Origin of the sequence: Streptomyces phaeolivaceus, assembly GCF_009184865.1 — a bacterium.
Taxonomy (GTDB): domain Bacteria; phylum Actinomycetota; class Actinomycetes; order Streptomycetales; family Streptomycetaceae; genus Streptomyces; species Streptomyces phaeolivaceus.
Map to the genome: position 1 here is coordinate 8,660,252 of NZ_CP045096.1, position 16,613 is coordinate 8,676,864.

At 72.5% G+C, this 16,613-nt stretch carries 19 protein-coding genes; 15 read left to right on the forward strand and 4 right to left on the reverse strand.

Annotated elements, in window-relative coordinates; translation table 11 throughout:
* Window positions 1-38: 38 nt before the first annotated feature.
* The 5 genes from F9278_RS39530 to F9278_RS39550 are packed head-to-tail and all read left to right on the forward strand — an operon-like array spanning window position 39 to window position 4,791.
* A complete protein-coding gene (locus F9278_RS39530; RefSeq protein ID WP_152172586.1) occupies window positions 39-2,021 on the forward strand; it encodes a S9 family peptidase in 1,983 nt (660 codons plus the stop codon).
* A gap of 5 nt (window positions 2,022-2,026) precedes the next feature.
* Window positions 2,027-2,956 carry a S66 peptidase family protein gene (locus F9278_RS39535; protein ID WP_152172587.1) on the forward strand — a complete coding sequence of 310 codons (930 nt, stop codon included), beginning with the start codon at window positions 2,027-2,029 and terminating at the stop codon, window positions 2,954-2,956.
* Between the two features lie 46 nt (window positions 2,957-3,002).
* Window positions 3,003-3,251, forward strand: a complete 249-nt coding sequence (locus tag F9278_RS39540; RefSeq protein WP_152172588.1) for a lipopolysaccharide assembly protein LapA domain-containing protein — start codon at window positions 3,003-3,005, stop codon at window positions 3,249-3,251.
* A 39-nt stretch (window positions 3,252-3,290) separates the two neighbouring features.
* Window positions 3,291-3,848 carry a GNAT family N-acetyltransferase gene (locus F9278_RS39545; RefSeq protein ID WP_152172589.1) on the forward strand — a complete coding sequence of 186 codons (558 nt, stop codon included), beginning with the start codon at window positions 3,291-3,293 and terminating at the stop codon, window positions 3,846-3,848.
* 46 nt (window positions 3,849-3,894) lie between these two features.
* Window positions 3,895-4,791, forward strand: coding sequence for an arginase family protein (locus tag F9278_RS39550; RefSeq protein WP_152172590.1), 897 nt, complete (start codon window positions 3,895-3,897; stop codon window positions 4,789-4,791).
* Between the two features lie 42 nt (window positions 4,792-4,833).
* On the opposite strand, the gene F9278_RS39555 is transcribed toward F9278_RS39550, so the two are convergent.
* Window positions 4,834-5,187, reverse strand: coding sequence for a VOC family protein (locus F9278_RS39555; protein WP_152172591.1), 354 nt, complete (start codon window positions 5,185-5,187; stop codon window positions 4,834-4,836).
* Between the two features lie 67 nt (window positions 5,188-5,254).
* On the opposite strand from F9278_RS39555, the gene F9278_RS39560 reads away from it, so the two are divergent.
* The 9 genes from F9278_RS39560 (at window position 5,255) to F9278_RS39600 (ending at window position 11,922) form a co-directional block, all read left to right on the forward strand.
* Window positions 5,255-5,764, forward strand: coding sequence for a phage holin family protein (locus F9278_RS39560; protein WP_152172592.1), 510 nt, complete (start codon window positions 5,255-5,257; stop codon window positions 5,762-5,764).
* A 175-nt stretch (window positions 5,765-5,939) separates the two neighbouring features.
* Window positions 5,940-7,301, forward strand: coding sequence for an NAD(P)/FAD-dependent oxidoreductase (locus tag F9278_RS39565; RefSeq protein WP_152172593.1), 1,362 nt, complete (start codon window positions 5,940-5,942; stop codon window positions 7,299-7,301).
* Window positions 7,298-9,145 (forward strand): transketolase, encoded by a 1,848-nt coding sequence (locus F9278_RS39570; protein ID WP_152172594.1) that lies wholly within the window; start codon window positions 7,298-7,300, stop codon window positions 9,143-9,145. The genes F9278_RS39565 and F9278_RS39570 overlap by 4 nt, the downstream gene beginning before the upstream one ends.
* Before the next feature lie 88 nt (window positions 9,146-9,233).
* Window positions 9,234-9,617 (forward strand): gas vesicle protein GvpO, encoded by a 384-nt coding sequence (locus F9278_RS39575; RefSeq protein WP_152172595.1) that lies wholly within the window; start codon window positions 9,234-9,236, stop codon window positions 9,615-9,617.
* 74 nt (window positions 9,618-9,691) lie between these two features.
* The gene (locus F9278_RS39580; RefSeq protein WP_193241842.1) at window positions 9,692-10,309 is read left to right on the forward strand and encodes a GvpL/GvpF family gas vesicle protein; all 618 of its coding nucleotides are present in this window, start codon (window positions 9,692-9,694) and stop codon (window positions 10,307-10,309) included.
* A complete protein-coding gene (locus tag F9278_RS39585) occupies window positions 10,306-10,671 on the forward strand; it encodes a gas vesicle protein (protein ID WP_152172596.1) in 366 nt (121 codons plus the stop codon). Before F9278_RS39580 ends, F9278_RS39585 begins: the two co-directional genes overlap by 4 nt.
* Window positions 10,668-11,459: a GvpL/GvpF family gas vesicle protein gene (locus tag F9278_RS39590; RefSeq protein ID WP_152172597.1), complete on the forward strand. Its 792-nt coding sequence runs from the start codon at window positions 10,668-10,670 to the stop codon at window positions 11,457-11,459. The genes F9278_RS39585 and F9278_RS39590 overlap by 4 nt, the downstream gene beginning before the upstream one ends.
* A complete protein-coding gene (locus F9278_RS39595) occupies window positions 11,456-11,644 on the forward strand; it encodes a gas vesicle protein (protein WP_152172598.1) in 189 nt (62 codons plus the stop codon). The genes F9278_RS39590 and F9278_RS39595 overlap by 4 nt, the downstream gene beginning before the upstream one ends.
* Entirely contained in the window at window positions 11,641-11,922 is a 282-nt protein-coding gene (locus tag F9278_RS39600) for a gas vesicle protein K (protein ID WP_033529790.1), read from the forward strand. The genes F9278_RS39595 and F9278_RS39600 overlap by 4 nt, the downstream gene beginning before the upstream one ends.
* Before the next feature lie 2 nt (window positions 11,923-11,924).
* Here F9278_RS39600 and F9278_RS39605 read toward each other — a convergent pair whose 3' ends face one another.
* The 3 genes from F9278_RS39605 to F9278_RS39615 all read right to left on the reverse strand — a co-directional run bounded on the left by F9278_RS39605 (window position 11,925) and on the right by F9278_RS39615 (window position 14,649).
* Window positions 11,925-12,095 (reverse strand): hydrophobic protein, encoded by a 171-nt coding sequence (locus F9278_RS39605; protein WP_152172599.1) that lies wholly within the window; start codon window positions 12,093-12,095, stop codon window positions 11,925-11,927.
* Between the two features lie 79 nt (window positions 12,096-12,174).
* Window positions 12,175-12,996, reverse strand: a complete 822-nt coding sequence (locus tag F9278_RS39610; protein WP_152172600.1) for a class I SAM-dependent methyltransferase — start codon at window positions 12,994-12,996, stop codon at window positions 12,175-12,177.
* A 159-nt stretch (window positions 12,997-13,155) separates the two neighbouring features.
* Window positions 13,156-14,649, reverse strand: a complete 1,494-nt coding sequence (locus F9278_RS39615) for a bifunctional phosphatase PAP2/diacylglycerol kinase family protein (RefSeq protein WP_152172601.1) — start codon at window positions 14,647-14,649, stop codon at window positions 13,156-13,158.
* Window positions 14,650-14,982: 333 nt separating this feature from the next.
* Here F9278_RS39615 and F9278_RS39620 point away from each other — a divergent pair, with 333 nt between their 5' ends.
* Window positions 14,983-16,602, forward strand: a complete 1,620-nt coding sequence (locus tag F9278_RS39620; protein WP_152172602.1) for an ABC-F family ATP-binding cassette domain-containing protein — start codon at window positions 14,983-14,985, stop codon at window positions 16,600-16,602.
* Window positions 16,603-16,613: the final 11 nt, after the last annotated feature.

Below are 16,613 nucleotides of genomic sequence, written 5' to 3' on the forward strand. Positions count from 1 at the left end.
TGACGGCACACGGGGGAACACACGGGGGACCAAAGGAAATGGGGGACAAGGTGCAGACCCTGGCGTACGGTTCATGGCCCTCGCCGATCGACGCGGCGCTCGCCGCCGCGCACGACGGGCATCCCGAGTCCGTCGGCTTCGTCGGCGACGAGGCGTGGTGGACCGAGCCCCGGCCCACCGAGGGCGGCCGGCGCACCCTGGTGCGGCGCACGGCCGACGGCACGGAGGAGTCGGTGCTGCCGGCCCCGTGGAACGTGCGCAGTCGGGTCATGGAGTACGGCGGCCAGGCCTGGGCCGGCCTGATGCGGGACACCGGCCCCCTCGTGGTCTTCGTGAACTTCGCCGACCAGCGCCTCTACCGCCACGAACCCGGCGGCGAGCCCCGCCCGCTCACCCCGGTGTCGTCGGTGGGCGGCGGACTGCGCTGGGTGGACCCGAGGCCGCACCCGGAGCGGGACGAGGTGTGGTGCGTCCTGGAGGAGTTCACCGGGGAGGGCCCCACCGACGTCCGCCGGGTCGTCGCCGCGGTGCCGCTGGACGGCTCGGCGGCCGAGGACCGGGACGCCGTACGCGAACTCACCGACGACAGCCACCGGTTCGTCACCGGCCCCCGGCTCTCCCCGGACGGCCGCCGCGCCGCCTGGCTGGGCTGGGACCATCCTCGGATGCCCTGGGACGGCACCTCGCTGCTGGTCGCCGAGGTGACCGGGGACGGCCTGCTGGGCGAGCCCCGGACCGTCGCGGGCGGCCCGGAGGAGTCCGTCGCCCAGGTCGAATGGGCCGCCGACGGCACCCTCGTCCACTCCAGCGACACCACCGGCTACTGGAACCTCTACCGCCTCGACCCCGACAGCGGCGAGCGCACGGCACTGTGCGCCCGCGAGGAGGAGTTCGGCGGACCGCTGTGGAAGGTCGGCTCCCGCTGGTTCGCGCTGCTCGACGACGGGCTCGCCGCCGTGGTGCACGGCCGGGGCGCCACCGCGCTCGGCATCCTCGACCTGGACACCGGCCAGGTCGTCGACGCGGCCGGACCCTGGACCGAGTTCGCCCCCTCGCTCGCCGCGCGGGGCAGCCGGGTCATCGGCATCGGGGCCAGCCCCCGCAGCGCGTACGAGGTGGTCGAGCTGGACGCCGCCACCGGCGAGGCCCGGGTGATCGGCGCCGCGCACGACGACCCGGTGGACCCCTCCCACTACCCAGAACCTCAGATCCGCAGCTTCCTCGGCCCCGCCGGACGCGAGATCCACGCCCATGTCTACCCGCCGCACAACCCGGGCGCCGTCGCCTTCAGCACCGAACTGCCGCCGTACGTCGTCTGGGCGCACGGCGGACCCACCGGCCGCGCGCCCCTCGTCCTCGACCTGGCGATCGCCTACTTCACCTCACGCGGCATCGGGGTCGCCGAGGTCAACTACGGGGGGTCCACCGGATACGGGCGGGAGTACCGCAACCGGCTGCGCGAGCAGTGGGGCGTCGTCGATGTCGAGGACTGCGCGGCGGTCGCGCTCGCCCTCGCCGACGAGGGCACCGCCGACCGGACCAGGCTGGCCATCCGGGGCGGCAGCGCGGGCGGCTGGACCGCCGCCGTCTCCCTCACCACCACCGACGTCTACGCCTGCGGGACGATCCTGTACCCCATCCTCGACCTCACGAACTGGGGGTCGGGGGAGACCCATGACTTCGAATCCCAGTATCTGGAGAGCCTGGTGGGGCCCCTGGCCGAGGAACCGATGCGCTATGCGGAGCGGTCGCCCAGTGAGCACGCCGACCGGATCACCGCGCCCTTCCTGCTGCTCCAGGGCCTCGACGACGTGATCTGCCCGCCCGCGCAGTGCGAGCGTTTCCTGGCCCGGCTGGAGGAGCGGCGGGTGCCGCACGCCTACATCGCCTTCGAGGGGGAGGGGCACGGCTTCCGCCGGGCGGAGACGACCGTGCGGGTCCTGGAGGCGGAGCTGTCGCTGTACGCGCAGGTCTTCGGGTTGAATCCTCCGGGAATCCCGAATTTGGAGCTCACCAAGTGACACCCGTGACACCACTGACCAGACCTGCCCGTCTCACCCCCGGTGACCGGGTGGCCGTCGTCGCGCCCAGCGGGCCGGTGCCGGAGGAGCGGCTCAGCGCCGGGCTGGACATTCTGCGCGGCTGGGACCTGGACCCCGTGGTCGCGCCGCGCACACTGGACCGGCACCCCGAGTTCCCCTACCTCGCGGGCACGGACGCCGACCGGGCCGCCGACTTCCAGGCCGCCTGGTGCGACCCGTCGGTGTCCGCCGTGCTCTGCGCCCGCGGCGGATACGGCGTGCAGCGCATGGTCGACCTGCTCGACTGGGACGCCGTCCGGGCCGCGGGCCCCAAGGCGCTCGTCGGGTTCAGCGACATCACCGCCCTGCACGAGGCGTTCGCCACCCGGGCCGGACTGGTCACGCTGCACGGCCCCATGGCCGCGGGCGTCGACTTCATCAAGAACGGCCGGGCCCAGGACCATCTGCGGGCCACCCTGTTCGCCCCCGAGACCGTCCGCACGATCCGGGCCGCCGAGGGCAGCACCGCCCTGATACCCGGCCGCGCCCGGGGAGTGCTGCTCGGCGGCTGCCTCTGCCTGCTCGCCGCCGAGCTGGGCAACCCCCACGCCCGGCCCTCCGCCCGGGGCGCCCTGCTCTGCCTGGAGGACGTCGGAGAGGAGACCTACCGCCTCGACCGCTATCTGACCCAGCTCCTGCGCGCGGGCTGGTTCGACGGTGTCGCCGGTGTCGTCCTCGGCTCCTGGGCGGAGTGCGACCCGTACGAGAAGGTGCGGGCGCTGCTCGTGGACCGGCTCGGCGGGGTCGGGGTGCCGGTGGTGGAGGAGTTCGGGTTCGGGCACGGGGAGGGGGCGCTGACGATCCCGTTCGGGGTGACGGCGGAGCTGGACACCGAGGCGGGCACGCTGACGCTGGACGAGCCGGCGCTGACCTGACGGTCCTCGCCGGGCGCGTCCCGGCGGCTCGCGTCATCCTGGAGGTATGAGCCCGAAGACACAGGAACGGGTCGGGACGCACGGACGCAAGCGATGGGGCGAGCTGCTGACACCCGGCAGGGTCGTCGTGGGGCTCCTCGCGATCCTCGCGCTCGTCTTCGTCTTCCAGAACACCCAGAGCACCGAGATCCGGCTGCTGGTCTCCGAGGTCACCATGCCCCTGTGGCTGGCCCTGCTGGGGACCGGCCTGGTCGGGGCGGTGTGCGGGGCGTACGTGATGCGACGGCGCAGGTGACGTCCGCGCCGACGCGGCGCGGCGACGTACCGTGGCGGGGTGTCCGAGAACGTGCGTCACCTCATCGAAGGCCCCCGCGTCGGGATACGGCACTTCACCGCCGCCGACGCGTCCGAGTTCACCGTGCGGGCACGGGAGAGCAAGGCCCTGCACCAGCCGTGGCTGTTCCCGCCGATCACGGCCACCGCGTACACCGCCTACGCGGGGCGGCTCATCGAGGACCCGACGAAGGCCGGGTTCCTGGTGTGCGAGAGGGACGGCGGGGGCATCGCCGGGTTCATCAACATCAACAACATCGTGGAGGGCGGCTTCCAGAGCGGCGCCCTCGGCTACGGGGCCTTCGCGCACGCCGCCGGGCGGGGGCTGATGGCCGAGGGGCTCGGGCTGGTCGTCGAATACGCGTTCACCTTCATGGGGCTGCACCGGCTGGAGATCAATGTGCAGCCCGGGAACGCCGCGTCCATCGCCCTCGCCCAGCGCTGCGGGTTCCGGCTGGAGGGGTTCTCGCCGGACTTCCTGTTCATCGACGGGGCATGGCGTGACCACCAGCGGTGGGCGCTCACGACAGAGATGAAACGCCCCACCCGGCCGGAATGATCCATTCCCGTCCCGGCGGGCGGTCGGGTCCCACAGGATGAGAGCCATGCGCAGCATCGTCGTTGTGGACGCCCCCTCCAACCTCGGCCTCCGGCCGCCCGCCCCCGGTACCGTGCCCGGCTGCCACAAGCTGGCCGGTGCCCTGCGTGAACAGGGCATCGTGCGCCGGCTCGGCGCGCTGGAGGGCGGGGTGGTGGTGCCGCCGCGCTACGACCGCGGGGACTGGCGGGAGGGCGACGGTGTCTTCAACGCCGCCGCGATCGCCTCGTACACGCGCCGGCTCGCCGACCGGATCGAACGGCACGTCCGGGCCGGTGAGCTGCCCGTCGTCCTGGGCGGGGACTGTTCGATCCAGCTCGGTGCCTCGCTCGCGCTGCGGCGGATCGGACGGTACGGACTGGTCGCGCTCGACGCGTCCGCCGACTTCCGGCACCCGGGCAACTCCGACGGCGTGGGCGCGGCCGGCGGCGAGGAACTGGCGCTCGCCACCGGGCGCGGACAGCCGGACCTGACCGATCTGGAGGGCCTCGGGCCCTACCTGCGCGACGAGGACGTACGCCTCTTCGGCATCCGCGACGAGTTCGAGGACGACCGCGCCGAGCTGGCCGCGCTGAAGATCCCCGTGGTGACGGTCGGCGATCTGCGGACCTGGGGCGCGGACGATCTCGCCCGGGTCACCGCTCAGAGCTTCGAGACGCCCGAACTCGGCGGTTTCTGGGTGCACCTGGACGCCGACGTCCTCGACCCGTCCGTCATGCCCGCCGTCGACAGCCCCGACCCCGACGGCCTCCTCCCCGACGAACTGACCGCGCTGCTCGCCCCGTTGGTCCGCTCACCGCACTGCGTCGGCCTCAACATCACGATCTACGACCCCGATCTGGACCCCGACGGCACGGCGGGCGCGCTGCTCACGGACCTCGTGGTGGCCGCGTTCGGCCGGTGACACCCACCCGGCGTGCGCCGGCATTCACCGGTGTTCGCCGGTTCATCCGGTCGACCGGCGGTCCGCGTACTCGTAGACCGAGCCGTCGGGGTGCACCGCGATGAGATTGCGGCCGACGGGAGTGGGGATCGGACCGGCCAGGACCTGGGCGCCGGAGGCGGTGAGGACCTGGTTGGCCTCGTCGACGTCCTCGACCGCGAGGGTGGCGGTCACCTTCCGCAGGACCTCCAACTCCGACTCCGGGCCGCTCATCAGCAGGAAGCAGCCGACGGCGGCCACTTGGACGCCACCGCGTTCGAAACGCATCGCCGGTCCGCCCGAGAGTCTCTCGTAGAACGGGACCGCGGCTTCCAGGTCGTCGACGCAGATGCGGAGCGTGGTGCCGAGAATCTCCATGGGGAAAGCCTAGTTGGGGCCGGCCCGCACCGCGTTACTCGGGCACCGGCAGGGGTACCCGGGCGCGATGGACCGCTTGGATCATCGGGAACAACTGGACAAGCACCTGGCCGACGAACTGGCGCGGGTGGCGCGCGAGACCATCCGCGACGAACTGCGGCAGCAGACCCGCAAACAGCGTCGCAGGGCCGCGCTGTACGCCGGGTCGGGGGCGCTCGCCCTGTACGCGGGTGCCGCTCTGGCGCTGGCCCTCGGTCTGGCACTCTCGCTGGGCGTGCCCGACTGGGCCGCCGCCCTGATCACCGCCGTCGTGCTCGGCGCGGCGGCGTATCTGTTGCGGGGCGCGGCGCGGCCTTCCGCGTCCCGGCCGACGGCCGGGCGCGAGGGAGAAGCCGCGGCAGAACACGCGGCGGGCCGTGACCGGGTGCCCGGCGGTACGGCTCCGGGGACGCCCCCGGGCGGGACGGGCCCGGCCGGCTATCCGCCGGTGCCGCCCGTGGCCCCCGCCCCCGGTGGTGCGACCGGCGCCGCGCCGCAGGTCGGAGTCGACCCCCACGAGCCGCCCCGGGACCGCTGAGCGGAGGGCTCCCCCCGTCGCACGGCCCCGTCGCGGTCGCGGGCCGGGAGGCCGGCCGTCGCAGTGGAAACCCGTGGACGTTCCGGCGGCCGACCGGTTTGGGCGCCGTGGCCGGGGGGACGCGGAAGGCTCGTACGTTCACCGACCGCAGGCGCGACCCCGTCGGAGGCGAACCGTGAGTCGACCCCGCATCGTGATCGTCGGTGCCGGTTTCGCCGGTTACCGCACGGCCCGCACCCTCGCCCGGCTGAGCCGGGGCAAGGCCGACATCACCCTGCTGAACCCGACCGACTACTTCCTGTATCTGCCCCTGCTGCCCCAGGTCGCCGCCGGCATCCTGGAACCGCGCCGGGTCACGGTCTCCCTGACCGGCACCCTGCGGCAGGTGCGGCTGGTGCTCGGCGAGGCCGGTGACATCGACCTCGACGCGCGCGCCGTGCGCTACACCGACCCCGAGGGCGGTGTCGGCACCCTGACCTACGACCGGCTGGTGCTCGCCGCCGGGAGCGTCAACAAACTGCTGCCGATCCCCGGTGTCGCCGAGCACGCCCACGGCTTCCGGGGGCTGCCGGAGGCGCTGTACCTCAGGGACCACGTGACACGGCAGGTGGAGCTGGCGGCCGGCGGCGAGGACCCCGGGAGCCGTGACGCGCGCCGCACCTTCGTGGTCGTCGGCGCCGGGTACACCGGCACCGAGGTCGCCGCCCAGGGCCAGATGCTCACCGACGCGCTGGTACGGAGACATCCGCTGCGGGAGAGCGCGCGGCCACGCTGGCTGCTGCTCGACATCGCGGACCGGGTGCTGCCCGAGATGGACGAGAAGCTGTCGCGGACCGCCGACAAGGTGCTGCGGCAGCGGGGCGTCGACGTACGCATGGGGACCTCCGTGAAGGAGGCGACATCGGACGGAGTGCTGCTGAGCGACGGGGAGTTCGTCGACACCCGCACTCTGGTGTGGTGTGTGGGCGTACGGCCCGATCCGCTCGCCGAGTCGCTGGGCCTGCCCATGGAACGCGGCCGGCTGCTCGTCGAGCCCACCCTGCATGTGCCGGGCAGGCCCGAGGTGTTCGCCTGCGGGGACGCGGCGGCCGTACCCGATCTGACCAGGCCCGGCGAGTACACGCCGATGACCGCGCAGCACGCCTGGCGGCAGGGCAGGGTCGCCGCGCTCAACGTCGCCGCGTCCCTCGGCCGGGGCGAGCCCGAGGCCTACCGGCACAGCGACCTCGGCTTCGTCGTGGACCTCGGCGGGGTCAAGGCCGCCGCCGACCCCCTCGGCGTGCCGCTGTCCGGCCTCGCCGCCGGTGCCGTCACCCGCGGCTACCACCTCGCCGCCATGCCCGGAAACCGCGTCCGCGTCGCCGCCGACTGGCTCCTCGACGCCGTACTGCCGCGTCAGGGCGTCCAGTTGGGCCTGGTCCGGTCCTGGGCCGTACCGCTGGACACGGCGTCACCCGAGCTGGCCAAGCGGCCGGCCCCGGCCCTCACCCCCGACAACCCCCGCAAGCCCGCCAAGAGTTCGGAAGGACCGTCATGAACAGCCGTCAACTCACCGAGCTGGCCCAGCAGTTGCGCGTCGACAGTGTGCGTGCGTCGGACGCCGCGGGCTCGGGGCATCCGACGTCGTCCATGTCGGCCGCCGAGCTGATGGCCGTACTGCTCGCGGGACATCTGCGGTACGACTTCGAACGCCCCCAACACCCCGGCAACGACCGCTTCGTGCTGTCGAAGGGCCATGCCTCACCCCTGCTCTACGCCGCGTACAAGGCGGCCGGCGCGATCAGCGAGACCGAGCTGATGACGTTCCGGAAGCTCGGCAGCCGGCTCGAGGGGCACCCCACGCCCCGGCGGCTGCCGTGGGTGGAGACCGCCACCGGCTCGCTCGGCCAGGGGCTGCCCGTCGGCGTCGGCATCGCGCTGGCCGGGAAGCGGCTGGACCGCACCGGCAACCGGGTGTGGGTGCTGTGCGGGGACAGCGAACTCGCCGAGGGCTCGGTGTGGGAGGCCGCCGAGCACGCCGCGTACGAGCATCTGGACAATCTGACGGCGATCGTCGACGTCAACCGGCTCGGCCAGCGCGGGCCCACCCGGCACGGACACGACCTGGACGCCTACGCCCGCCGCTTCGCCGCCTTCGGCTGGCACACGATCGAGATCGACGGCCACGACGTGGACGCCGTCGACCGCGCGTACGGCGAGGCCGAGTCCACCAAGGGGCAGCCGACGGTGATCCTCGCCCGCACCCTCAAGGGCAAGGGCGTCGCGGCCGTCCAGGACCGCGAGGGCATGCACGGCAAACCGCTCAAGGACGCCGAGGAGGCGACCGCGGAACTCGGCGGCGTACGCGACCTCCAGGTGGAGGTCCCCCAGCCGCCCGCCGCCCGGATGCTGCACGCCGTACGCACCGGGCATCTGGAGCTGCCGCGCTTCGCGGTCGGCGACGAGGTCGCGACCCGCGACGCGTACGGGCAGGCGCTCGCCGCGCTCGGCTCCGCGCGCGGTGACGTCGTCGCCCTGGACGGCGAGGTCGGCGACTCCACACGCTCCGAGTTCTTCGCCAAGGAACACCCCGACCGCTACTTCGAGTGCTACATCGCCGAACAGCAGCTGGTGGCCGCCTCGGTGGGCCTCGCGGCCCGCGGCTGGGTGCCGTACGCCGCCACGTTCGCGGCGTTCCTCACCCGCGCCCACGACTTCATCCGGATGGCGTCGATCAGCGGGGCCGGCGTCAACCTCGTCGGCTCGCACGCGGGCTGTGCCATCGGCCAGGACGGGCCCTCCCAGATGGGTCTGGAGGATCTGGCGATGATGCGCTCGGTGCACGGCTCGACTGTGCTGTACCCGTGCGACGCCAATCAGACCGCCAAGCTCGTCGGCACCATGGCCGGCCTCGAAGACGTCCGCTATCTGCGCACCTCCCGGGGCGAGGCGCCCGTCCTCTACAGCCCGACCGAGGAGTTCCCGGTCGGCGGCAGCAAGGTGCTGCGCGCCTCCGACACCGACCGGCTCACCGTCGTTGCGGCCGGGGTCACCGTGCGCGAGGCCCTGAAGGCCGCCGACGCGCTGGACGCCGAGGGCATCCAGGTCCGGGTCATCGACCTCTACTCGGTCAAGCCCGTCGACCGCCGCACCCTGCGCGAGGCCGCCGAACGCACCGGGTGCCTCCTCACCGTCGAGGACCACCACGAGGAGGGCGGCCTCGGCGACGCGGTCCTCGACGCCTTCCTCGACGGCCGCCCGGTGCCCCGCCTGGTGCGCCTCGCCGTCCGTACGATGCCGGGCTCGGCCTCCCCCGCGGAGCAGTTGCGCGAGGCGGGCATCGACGCGGAGGCGATCGCCGTCGCCGGACGGCTGCTGGTGGAACACGCGATCGTGCCCTGAACGGCCCTACCTCGACATCCAGCGCATTCGTACACCGCGCCGAAGGTTTGGCCAACGGGCGTGCGGCCACTCGGTGTTCGAGGTGGCCATGTCGAACACATCCAACACATCAAGAGCCAGTAACTCACGTAAAGCGCATGAGTCCCATGATTCCCATGATTCCCATGAGTCCGGTGAAGCGGACGAGGCGCGGGAGTCCACGGGCGACCGACCCCGCCCCATGGAGGTGCTGCGCCACGCGCGGACCCAGCTCGCGGAGCTGACCGGCATGGCGCCCGAGTCCGTGTCCTCGTTCGAACAGACCGAGGGCGGCTGGACGTTGGAGGTCGAGGTCCTGGAGATCGCCAGGGTCCCCGACACGATGAGCCTGCTCGCGAGCTATCGGGTGGAACTCGACTCCGAGGGCGAGCTGACCGGATACCGCCGCGTCCGCCGCTACGAGCGCGGCAGGGCGGACCCGCATCGCCGCTAGGGCGCGTCGTCCCGCCCTTGTTCCCAGCAACCAGAGACACCAGAGACACCAGAGACATAGGAGGTTCGGTCGGTATGACCGTAGTCCCGGCACAGCAGTCCGGCGGCGGAGGCGGCAGCAGCGGCCAAGCCCTCGTCAGTGAGGCCCCCGAGCGGCTGCGCCCGAAGCGCAAGGATCTGCTCGCCCATCAGAACGTCCTGAGCGAGGCGGGCGCGGGCGGCCCGCTGCTGCCCATGAGGTTCGGCAGCGTCGCCCCCGACGACGCGTCCGTCACCGGGGTGCTCGCCGAACGCGCGGAGCACTACCGGGAGCGGCTCAAGAACTTCGCCCGCTTCATCACCCTCAGGGGAGAGGCCGAGGACGGCTGGCGCGGCGAGATCCGCGACGGCGAGGTGGTCGTCAGCCACGAGGACGCCCTCGCGGAGGAGGAGCGGGAGCCGGAGCCGGACGAGGAGCCCCGCGACGCCGCCGACGCCGCCGAGGACGTCGAGGCAGCCGAGGCAGCCGAGGACGATGAGTACCTCGACGAGGATGCTGAGGACGTCGAGGACGTCCCGGAGGACGAGTACGAGGACGTTCCCGAGGCCGAGGACGACGCCGGGGAGGACATCGACGAGGAACCGTACGAGGATGAGCACGAGGATGAGCACGAGGACGAGGAACGGGTCGACGTGGGCGGGAGCCGACGATGACCTTCCCCAGCCGGGTCCCCGAGCCGTACGGGCAGAACGGGAGTGCCAATCTGGCCGACATTCTGGAGCGGGTGCTCGACAAGGGGCTGGTGATCGCGGGCGACATCCGCATCAACCTGCTCGACATCGAACTGCTCACCATCAAGCTGCGCCTCATCGTCTGCTCCGTCGACAAGGCCAAGGAGATGGGGATCGACTGGTGGGAGACCGACCCGGCGTTGTCGTCCAACGCCCGCCGCGACGAACTCTCCCGTGAGAACGCCGAGTTGCGTGCCCGGCTCGCGGAGCTGGACGACGGCGGGTACCGGCGGGAGCCGGAGCCGGCCATCCAGCGCGGTCGTGCCAGAGAGGAGCCCTCATGACCGGACTGCGTTATGTGTACGCCGTCTGCCGCCCCTTCGACGCGGCACTCCAGTCCCAGCTCACCGGGGTCGCGGGAGCGCCGCCCCGGCAGCTGCGGCACCACGATCTGATCGCCGTGGTCAGCGAGGTGCCGGAGCGCGACTTCGCGGAGCAGCCGCTGCGCGCCCATCTGGAGGACCTGGACTGGCTGACCGCGACGGCCCGTGCCCACCAGAGCGTCATCGACGCCCTCACCGTCGTCACCACACCCCTGCCGCTCCGGCTCGGCACCGTGTTCCACGACGACAGCGGTGTACGGGTCATGCTGGAGGCCCGCGAGGAGGGCTTCCGGCAGACCCTGGACCGGCTGGCGGGCCGGGTGGAGTGGGGCGTCAAGGTGTACACGGAGCCCGAGGAGCCGCGGGAGCGGGCGGAGTCGGAGGAGCGGGAGCCGTCCCGGACGTCCGCGCCCGCGAAGGTCTCCAGCGGGCGGGACTACCTGCGACAGCGGCGGCGCAGTCACCGGGCCCACGAGGAGAAGCGGGAGAACGCCGACCGGTTCGCGCGTCGGCTGCACGACACCCTCGCGGAATTCGCCGAGGACACCCGGTTGCACACCCCGCAGAATTCGGCTCTTTCCGGTGCTCCCGGACGCAATGTGCTGAACGCGGCCTATTTGGTGCCGCGCGCCCATTCCGAGGAGTTCGTGGAACTCGTGGACCGTACGAAGAACGAGGAACCGGATTTGCGGGTGGAACTCACCGGGCCGTGGGCGGCCTATTCCTTCAGCGGGGAGGACGGCTCGTGACCGTGATCGAACGCCGTGAGGTGGCCCTCGTCGATCTCCTCGACCGGCTGCTCGCCGGCGGGGTCGTCATCACCGGCGACCTCACGCTGCGCGTCGCCGACGTCGACCTCGTCCGCATCGACCTGAACGCCCTGATCAGCTCCGTGAACGCACAGGTCCCGTCCCCCTGGGGAGGCATCGAGTGACCGGCCGGAACCGTCTCGAACTGGAGCCCGACACGGTGGAGAGGGACCTGGTCAAACTGGTCCTCACCGTCGTCGAACTGCTCCGCCAGCTGATGGAGCGGCAGGCGCTGCGCCGCTTCGACACCGGGGAGCTCTCGGAGGACCAGGAGGAGCGCATCGGGCTCACCCTGATGCTGCTCGACGACCGGATGACCGAGCTGCGCGAGCGCTACGGCCTGCGGCCCGAGGACCTCAATCTGGACCTCGGGCCGCTGGGACCGTTGCTACCGCGCGAGTGAACTCACCACCTGTACCAGCGGCCCCTTCCACCGGACGCGGACGTTCCGCGAACCAGGAAGCCGAGAAGCCACAGCACCAGAACGGCCAGTGCGATATACCAGAGAACCTTCACCGCGAATCCGGCACCGAAGAGAATCAGCACCAGAAGCAGTACCAGCAGGATGGGAACCATTATGCGAACCTCCTGCTGGTCCGTGTTTCCCGAATACGCGCGTTCAGACCGCCCTGCGGCAGAGAATTCTTACGGCTTCTTACGGCTTCTTACGGCACAGAATTTCTCCGTGGAGTACGGCGAACCAGCCGTCCTCCTCCCGCCCCCACTCCCGCCAGGCCGCCTCGATCGCCCGCAGCCGCTCGTCCGTCGCGTGACCGCCCGCCGTCGCCCGTTCGGCGTACGCGGAGGCGACCGTCCGGTCCGCCCACAGCCCGCTCCACCAGGCCCGCTCGTCCGCCGTGGCGTAGGTCCAGGTCGAGGAGCCGGCCGTGATGTCGGTGAGCCCGGCCCGCAGCGCCCAGGACTTCAGCCGGCGCCCCGCGTCGGGCTCACCGCCGTTGGCGCGGGCCACCCGGCGGTACAGGTCCAGCCAGTCGGCCATGCCCGGTGACTCGGGGAACCAGGTCATCGCCGCGTAGTCGGAGTCCCGGGCGGCGACGATCCCGCCGGGCTTCGTGACCCGGACCATCTCGCGCAGCGCCTGCACCGGGTCGCCGACGTGCTGGAGCACCTGGTGCGCGTGGACCACGCAGAAGGTGTCGTCCGGATACTCCAGCGCGTGGACGTCCGCGACCGCGAAGTCCACGTTCTCCAGGCCGCGTTCGGCGGCCGTGGCGCGGGCCTGACCGAGGATGCCGGGCGCGTGGTCGACGCCGGTGACATGGCCGTCCGGGACCAGGGCGGCCAGGTCCGCGGTGATGGTCCCCGGACCGCAGCCGATGTCCAGGATCCTCATATGGGGTTTCAGCGAACCGAGGAGATATGCCGCCGAGTTGGCGGCCGTCCGCCAGGTGTGCGAGCGCAGCACCGACTCATGGTGTCCGTGCGTGTAGACGGCGGTCTCCCGTGCCTTCGACATGGCCGTTCCCCTTCCACGAGGCCCGTGCGGTCCGCTTCGGTCCGCGAGGACCATGAGGGCCGCGAGTTCGTGCTCGAACGGTACGCGACCCGGCCGAATAATGAGACCGTCGTCTTGAATTGTGGACTCGTGGAAGGAGGGCGGCGAGAGTCACGAGAGTCAGTGGAAGGGCACGGGCCGGTAGACCGTCAGTGCCTCCGGGATCTTCCGGAGCGTCAGATCCCCCTGCGCCTCGGTGACTTCGCCGTCGTACGCGAGGAGCGTGCCCGGCGCGATACCGTCCACCCGGAGCCGCCGTACGCGGACCGCCGCGTGGGCGGGGGTGCGGGTCAGCGGACCGGCGACGGCCGCGGCCAGCAGCCGCAGGGCCGGGCGGCGACCGCCGTGCACGACCCGGACGTCCAGCAGCCCGTCGGCCAGGTCGTAGCGCCGGACCGGGGCGAGGCCCAGCCGGTGGTACGTGCCGTTGCCCGCGAACAGCAGCCAGATCGGGCGGGGGCGGCCCTCGAAGGTGGCCTGCAGCGGATGCCGGCCGGAGCGCAGGACCCGCAGTGCCGCGATCACGCCCGCCGGCCAGCCGCCGACCATCCGCTCCCAGCGCTCGCGCTCCCGCACCAGTTCGGGATAGACGCCCAGGCTGAACGTGTTGATGAAGTGGCCCTCCGTGTCACCGGTCGCGAAGTGCCCCACGTCCACCCGGACGGCCTCGCCCTTGCGCACGGCACGGCCCAGGTCGCGCACGTCCTCCACCCCGAGGTCGTACGCGAAGTGGTTGAGGGTGCCGCCGGGGAGTACGGCGAGGGGGAGGCCGTGGCGCAGGGCGACCTCGGCGGCGGCGTTCACCGTGCCGTCGCCGCCGCACACGCCGAGTACCCGGGCGTGGGTGGCCGCCTTCTCCAACTCGGCCTTCACGTCCTCCGGTTCGCACTCCACGGTCTCGGCGCCCGGCAGCACGTCCCGCAGGGCGCGCGCCCGGTCCGAGGTCCCCGAGGCCCGGTTGGCGATCACCACCAGGCCGTGGCCGTCCGGCAGCGCGGGCGCGTCCACGTACGGGCGGCCGGGCGGCGGGAGCTGGTCGCGGGTCGGCACGATGCCGCGTACGGCGTAGGCGGCGCCCACGCCCAGGGCGGCGCCCACCAGGACGTCGCTCGGGAAGTGCACGCCCGTGTACACGCGGGACAGCGCGACGGCGGTCGCCAGCGGGGCGACGGCGGCGCCCCAGCCGCGGGACTCCAGGGCGACGCCGGCCGCGAAGGCGGCGGCGGAGGCGGAGTGGCCCGACGGGAAGGACGTGGTGATCGGCTGCCGCTTCAGCCGGCGGGGCAGCGGGACGTTGTCCAGGCCCGGCCGGGGGCGGCGGATCGAGCGCTTGCCGAGGGTGTTGATCGTCGCCGAGGCGAGGGCGAGGGAGGCGACGCCCCGGACGGCCGCCCTGCGGGCCCGGGGGCTCCGGGTCGCCGCGATCGCCGCCGCCGTGGCGAACCACAGCACGCCGTGGTTCGCGGCGCGGCTCAGCTTCGGCAGGAGGGGGTGGGCACCCGGCCAGTCGCGGGTCGCCACCGCGTTGAAGAGGCGGCTGTCCGCGGCGAGGAAACGGTCGCGGAGGATGTGGTGGCCCGGGGGGCGGACGGTGAGGTCGACGTCTGGGGTCATGTGTCCACGGGTACCCCATGCCGGGGGAAGCGTGTCGGGCGGGGTGGGGTTGGGTGACGGGGCGGGGTCGGGTGGGTGTGGGTGGCGTTGCGTTGCCGGGTGCGGGTTCGGTGGGGCTTCTCGCGCAGTTCCCCGCGCCCCTGAAGAAGCAGGGGCTGCGCCCCGTGCTTTTTCGGCCCGAAAGGGCCGGAGGCTCTTGAGAGGCGCGGGGAACTGCGCGAGAAGCCCCCACCGGACCCGCGCCCGGCAACCCAACCCCACCCCGCGGCCGGACCACGGTCGCTGGGGAAATGGATTTGCTCGGGGGGTTGCTCGGCTCGGAGAATGCGGCGCATGGGACATCTCGAAGCCGCTCATCTGGAGTACTACCTGCCGGACGGGAGGGCGCTGCTCGGGGATGTGTCCTTTCGGGTGGGGGAGGGCGCGGTCGTCGCGCTGGTCGGGCCGAACGGGGCCGGGAAGACGACGTTGCTGCGGCTGATCTCCGGGGAGCTGAAGCCGCACGGCGGTTCGGTGACCGTCAGCGGCGGGCTCGGGGTGATGCGGCAGTTCGTCGGGTCCGTGCGCGACGAGACGACCGTGCGGGACCTCCTGGTGTCGGTGGCCCAGCCGAGGATCCGCGAGGCCGCGCGGGCCGTCGACACCGCGGAGCACGGGATCATGACCGTGGACGACGAGGCGGCCCAGCTGACGTACGCGCAGGCCCTCTCCGACTGGGCCGAGGTCCGCGGCTACGAGGCCGAGACCCTGTGGGACATGTGCACCATGGCCGCGCTGGGCGTCCCGTACGACAAGGCGCAGTGGCGGCAGGTGCGGACGCTCTCCGGCGGTGAGCAGAAGCGGCTCGTGCTGGAGGCGCTGCTGCGCGGCACCGAGCAGGTCCTCCTCCTCGACGAGCCCGACAACTACCTCGACGTACCCGGCAAGCGCTGGCTGGAGGAGCGGCTCAAGGAGACCCGCAAGACGGTGCTCTTCGTCTCCCACGACCGCGAACTGCTCTCCCGCGCCGCCGAGAAGATCGTGAGCGTGGAGCCGGGCCCGGCGGGCGCGGACGCCTGGGTGCACGGCGGCGGCTTCGCCACCTACCACGAGGCGCGGGCACAGCGCTTCGAGCGCTTCGAGGAACTGCGCAGGCGCTGGGACGAGAAGCACGAGCAGCTGAAGAAGCTCGTCCTGAACCTCCGGCAGGCGGCCGAGAACAGCGTCGCGATGGCCTCCCGCTACCAGGCCGCCCAGACCCGGCTGCGCAAGTTCGAGGAGGCGGGCCCGCCGCCCGAGCCGCCGCGCGAGCAGGACATCACCATGCGGCTCAAGGGCGGCCGTACCGGCGTAAGGGCCGTCACCTGCAAGGCACTTGAGCTGACCGGCCTGATGAAACCCTTCGACCTGGAGGTCTTCTACGGCGAGCGGGTCGCCGTCCTCGGCTCCAACGGCTCGGGCAAGTCCCACTTCCTGCGGCTGCTCGCCGGGGACGACGTTGCCCACACGGGGGAGTGGAAGCTCGGCGCCAGGGTCCTGCCGGGGCACTTCGCGCAGACGCACGCCCATCCGGAGCTGGAGGGGCGGACACTGCTCGACATCCTGTGGAAGGAGCACGCCCAGGACCGGGGCGCCGCCATGTCCCGGCTGCGCCGCTACGAGCTGACCAAGCAGGCCGAACAGTCCTTCGACCGTCTCTCCGGCGGCCAGCAGGCCCGCTTCCAGATCCTGCTGCTGGAGTTGCAGGGCGTCACCGCCCTGCTGCTCGACGAGCCCACCGACAACCTCGACCTGGAGTCGGCGGAGGCGTTGCAGGAGGGCCTGGAGGCCTTCGACGGCACGGTCCTCGCCGTCACCCACGACCGCTGGTTCGCGCGCTCGTTCGATCGTTTTCTGGTCTTCGGCTCCGACGGCCGCGTACGGGAGACCCAGGAGCCCGTGTGGGACGAGCGCCGGGTGGCGCGCGCCCGCTAGCCCGTCGGCCC

Coding starts and splice junctions, on each gene's coding strand:
- F9278_RS39530 (WP_152172586.1), top strand. CDS start 39: ATGGGGGACAAGGTGCAGACCCTGGCGTACGGTTCATGGCCCTCGCCG.
- F9278_RS39540 (WP_152172588.1), top strand. CDS start 3,003: ATGAGCCCGAAGACACAGGAACGGGTCGGGACGCACGGACGCAAGCGA.
- F9278_RS39550 (WP_152172590.1), top strand. CDS start 3,895: ATGCGCAGCATCGTCGTTGTGGACGCCCCCTCCAACCTCGGCCTCCGG.
- F9278_RS39555 (WP_152172591.1), bottom strand. CDS start 5,187: ATGGAGATTCTCGGCACCACGCTCCGCATCTGCGTCGACGACCTGGAA.
- F9278_RS39560 (WP_152172592.1), top strand. CDS start 5,255: ATGGACCGCTTGGATCATCGGGAACAACTGGACAAGCACCTGGCCGAC.
- F9278_RS39570 (WP_152172594.1), top strand. CDS start 7,298: ATGAACAGCCGTCAACTCACCGAGCTGGCCCAGCAGTTGCGCGTCGAC.
- F9278_RS39575 (WP_152172595.1), top strand. CDS start 9,234: ATGTCGAACACATCCAACACATCAAGAGCCAGTAACTCACGTAAAGCG.
- F9278_RS39580 (WP_193241842.1), top strand. CDS start 9,692: ATGACCGTAGTCCCGGCACAGCAGTCCGGCGGCGGAGGCGGCAGCAGC.
- F9278_RS39585 (WP_152172596.1), top strand. CDS start 10,306: ATGACCTTCCCCAGCCGGGTCCCCGAGCCGTACGGGCAGAACGGGAGT.
- F9278_RS39590 (WP_152172597.1), top strand. CDS start 10,668: ATGACCGGACTGCGTTATGTGTACGCCGTCTGCCGCCCCTTCGACGCG.
- F9278_RS39605 (WP_152172599.1), bottom strand. CDS start 12,095: ATGGTTCCCATCCTGCTGGTACTGCTTCTGGTGCTGATTCTCTTCGGT.
- F9278_RS39610 (WP_152172600.1), bottom strand. CDS start 12,996: ATGTCGAAGGCACGGGAGACCGCCGTCTACACGCACGGACACCATGAG.
- F9278_RS39615 (WP_152172601.1), bottom strand. CDS start 14,649: ATGACCCCAGACGTCGACCTCACCGTCCGCCCCCCGGGCCACCACATC.
- F9278_RS39620 (WP_152172602.1), top strand. CDS start 14,983: ATGGGACATCTCGAAGCCGCTCATCTGGAGTACTACCTGCCGGACGGG.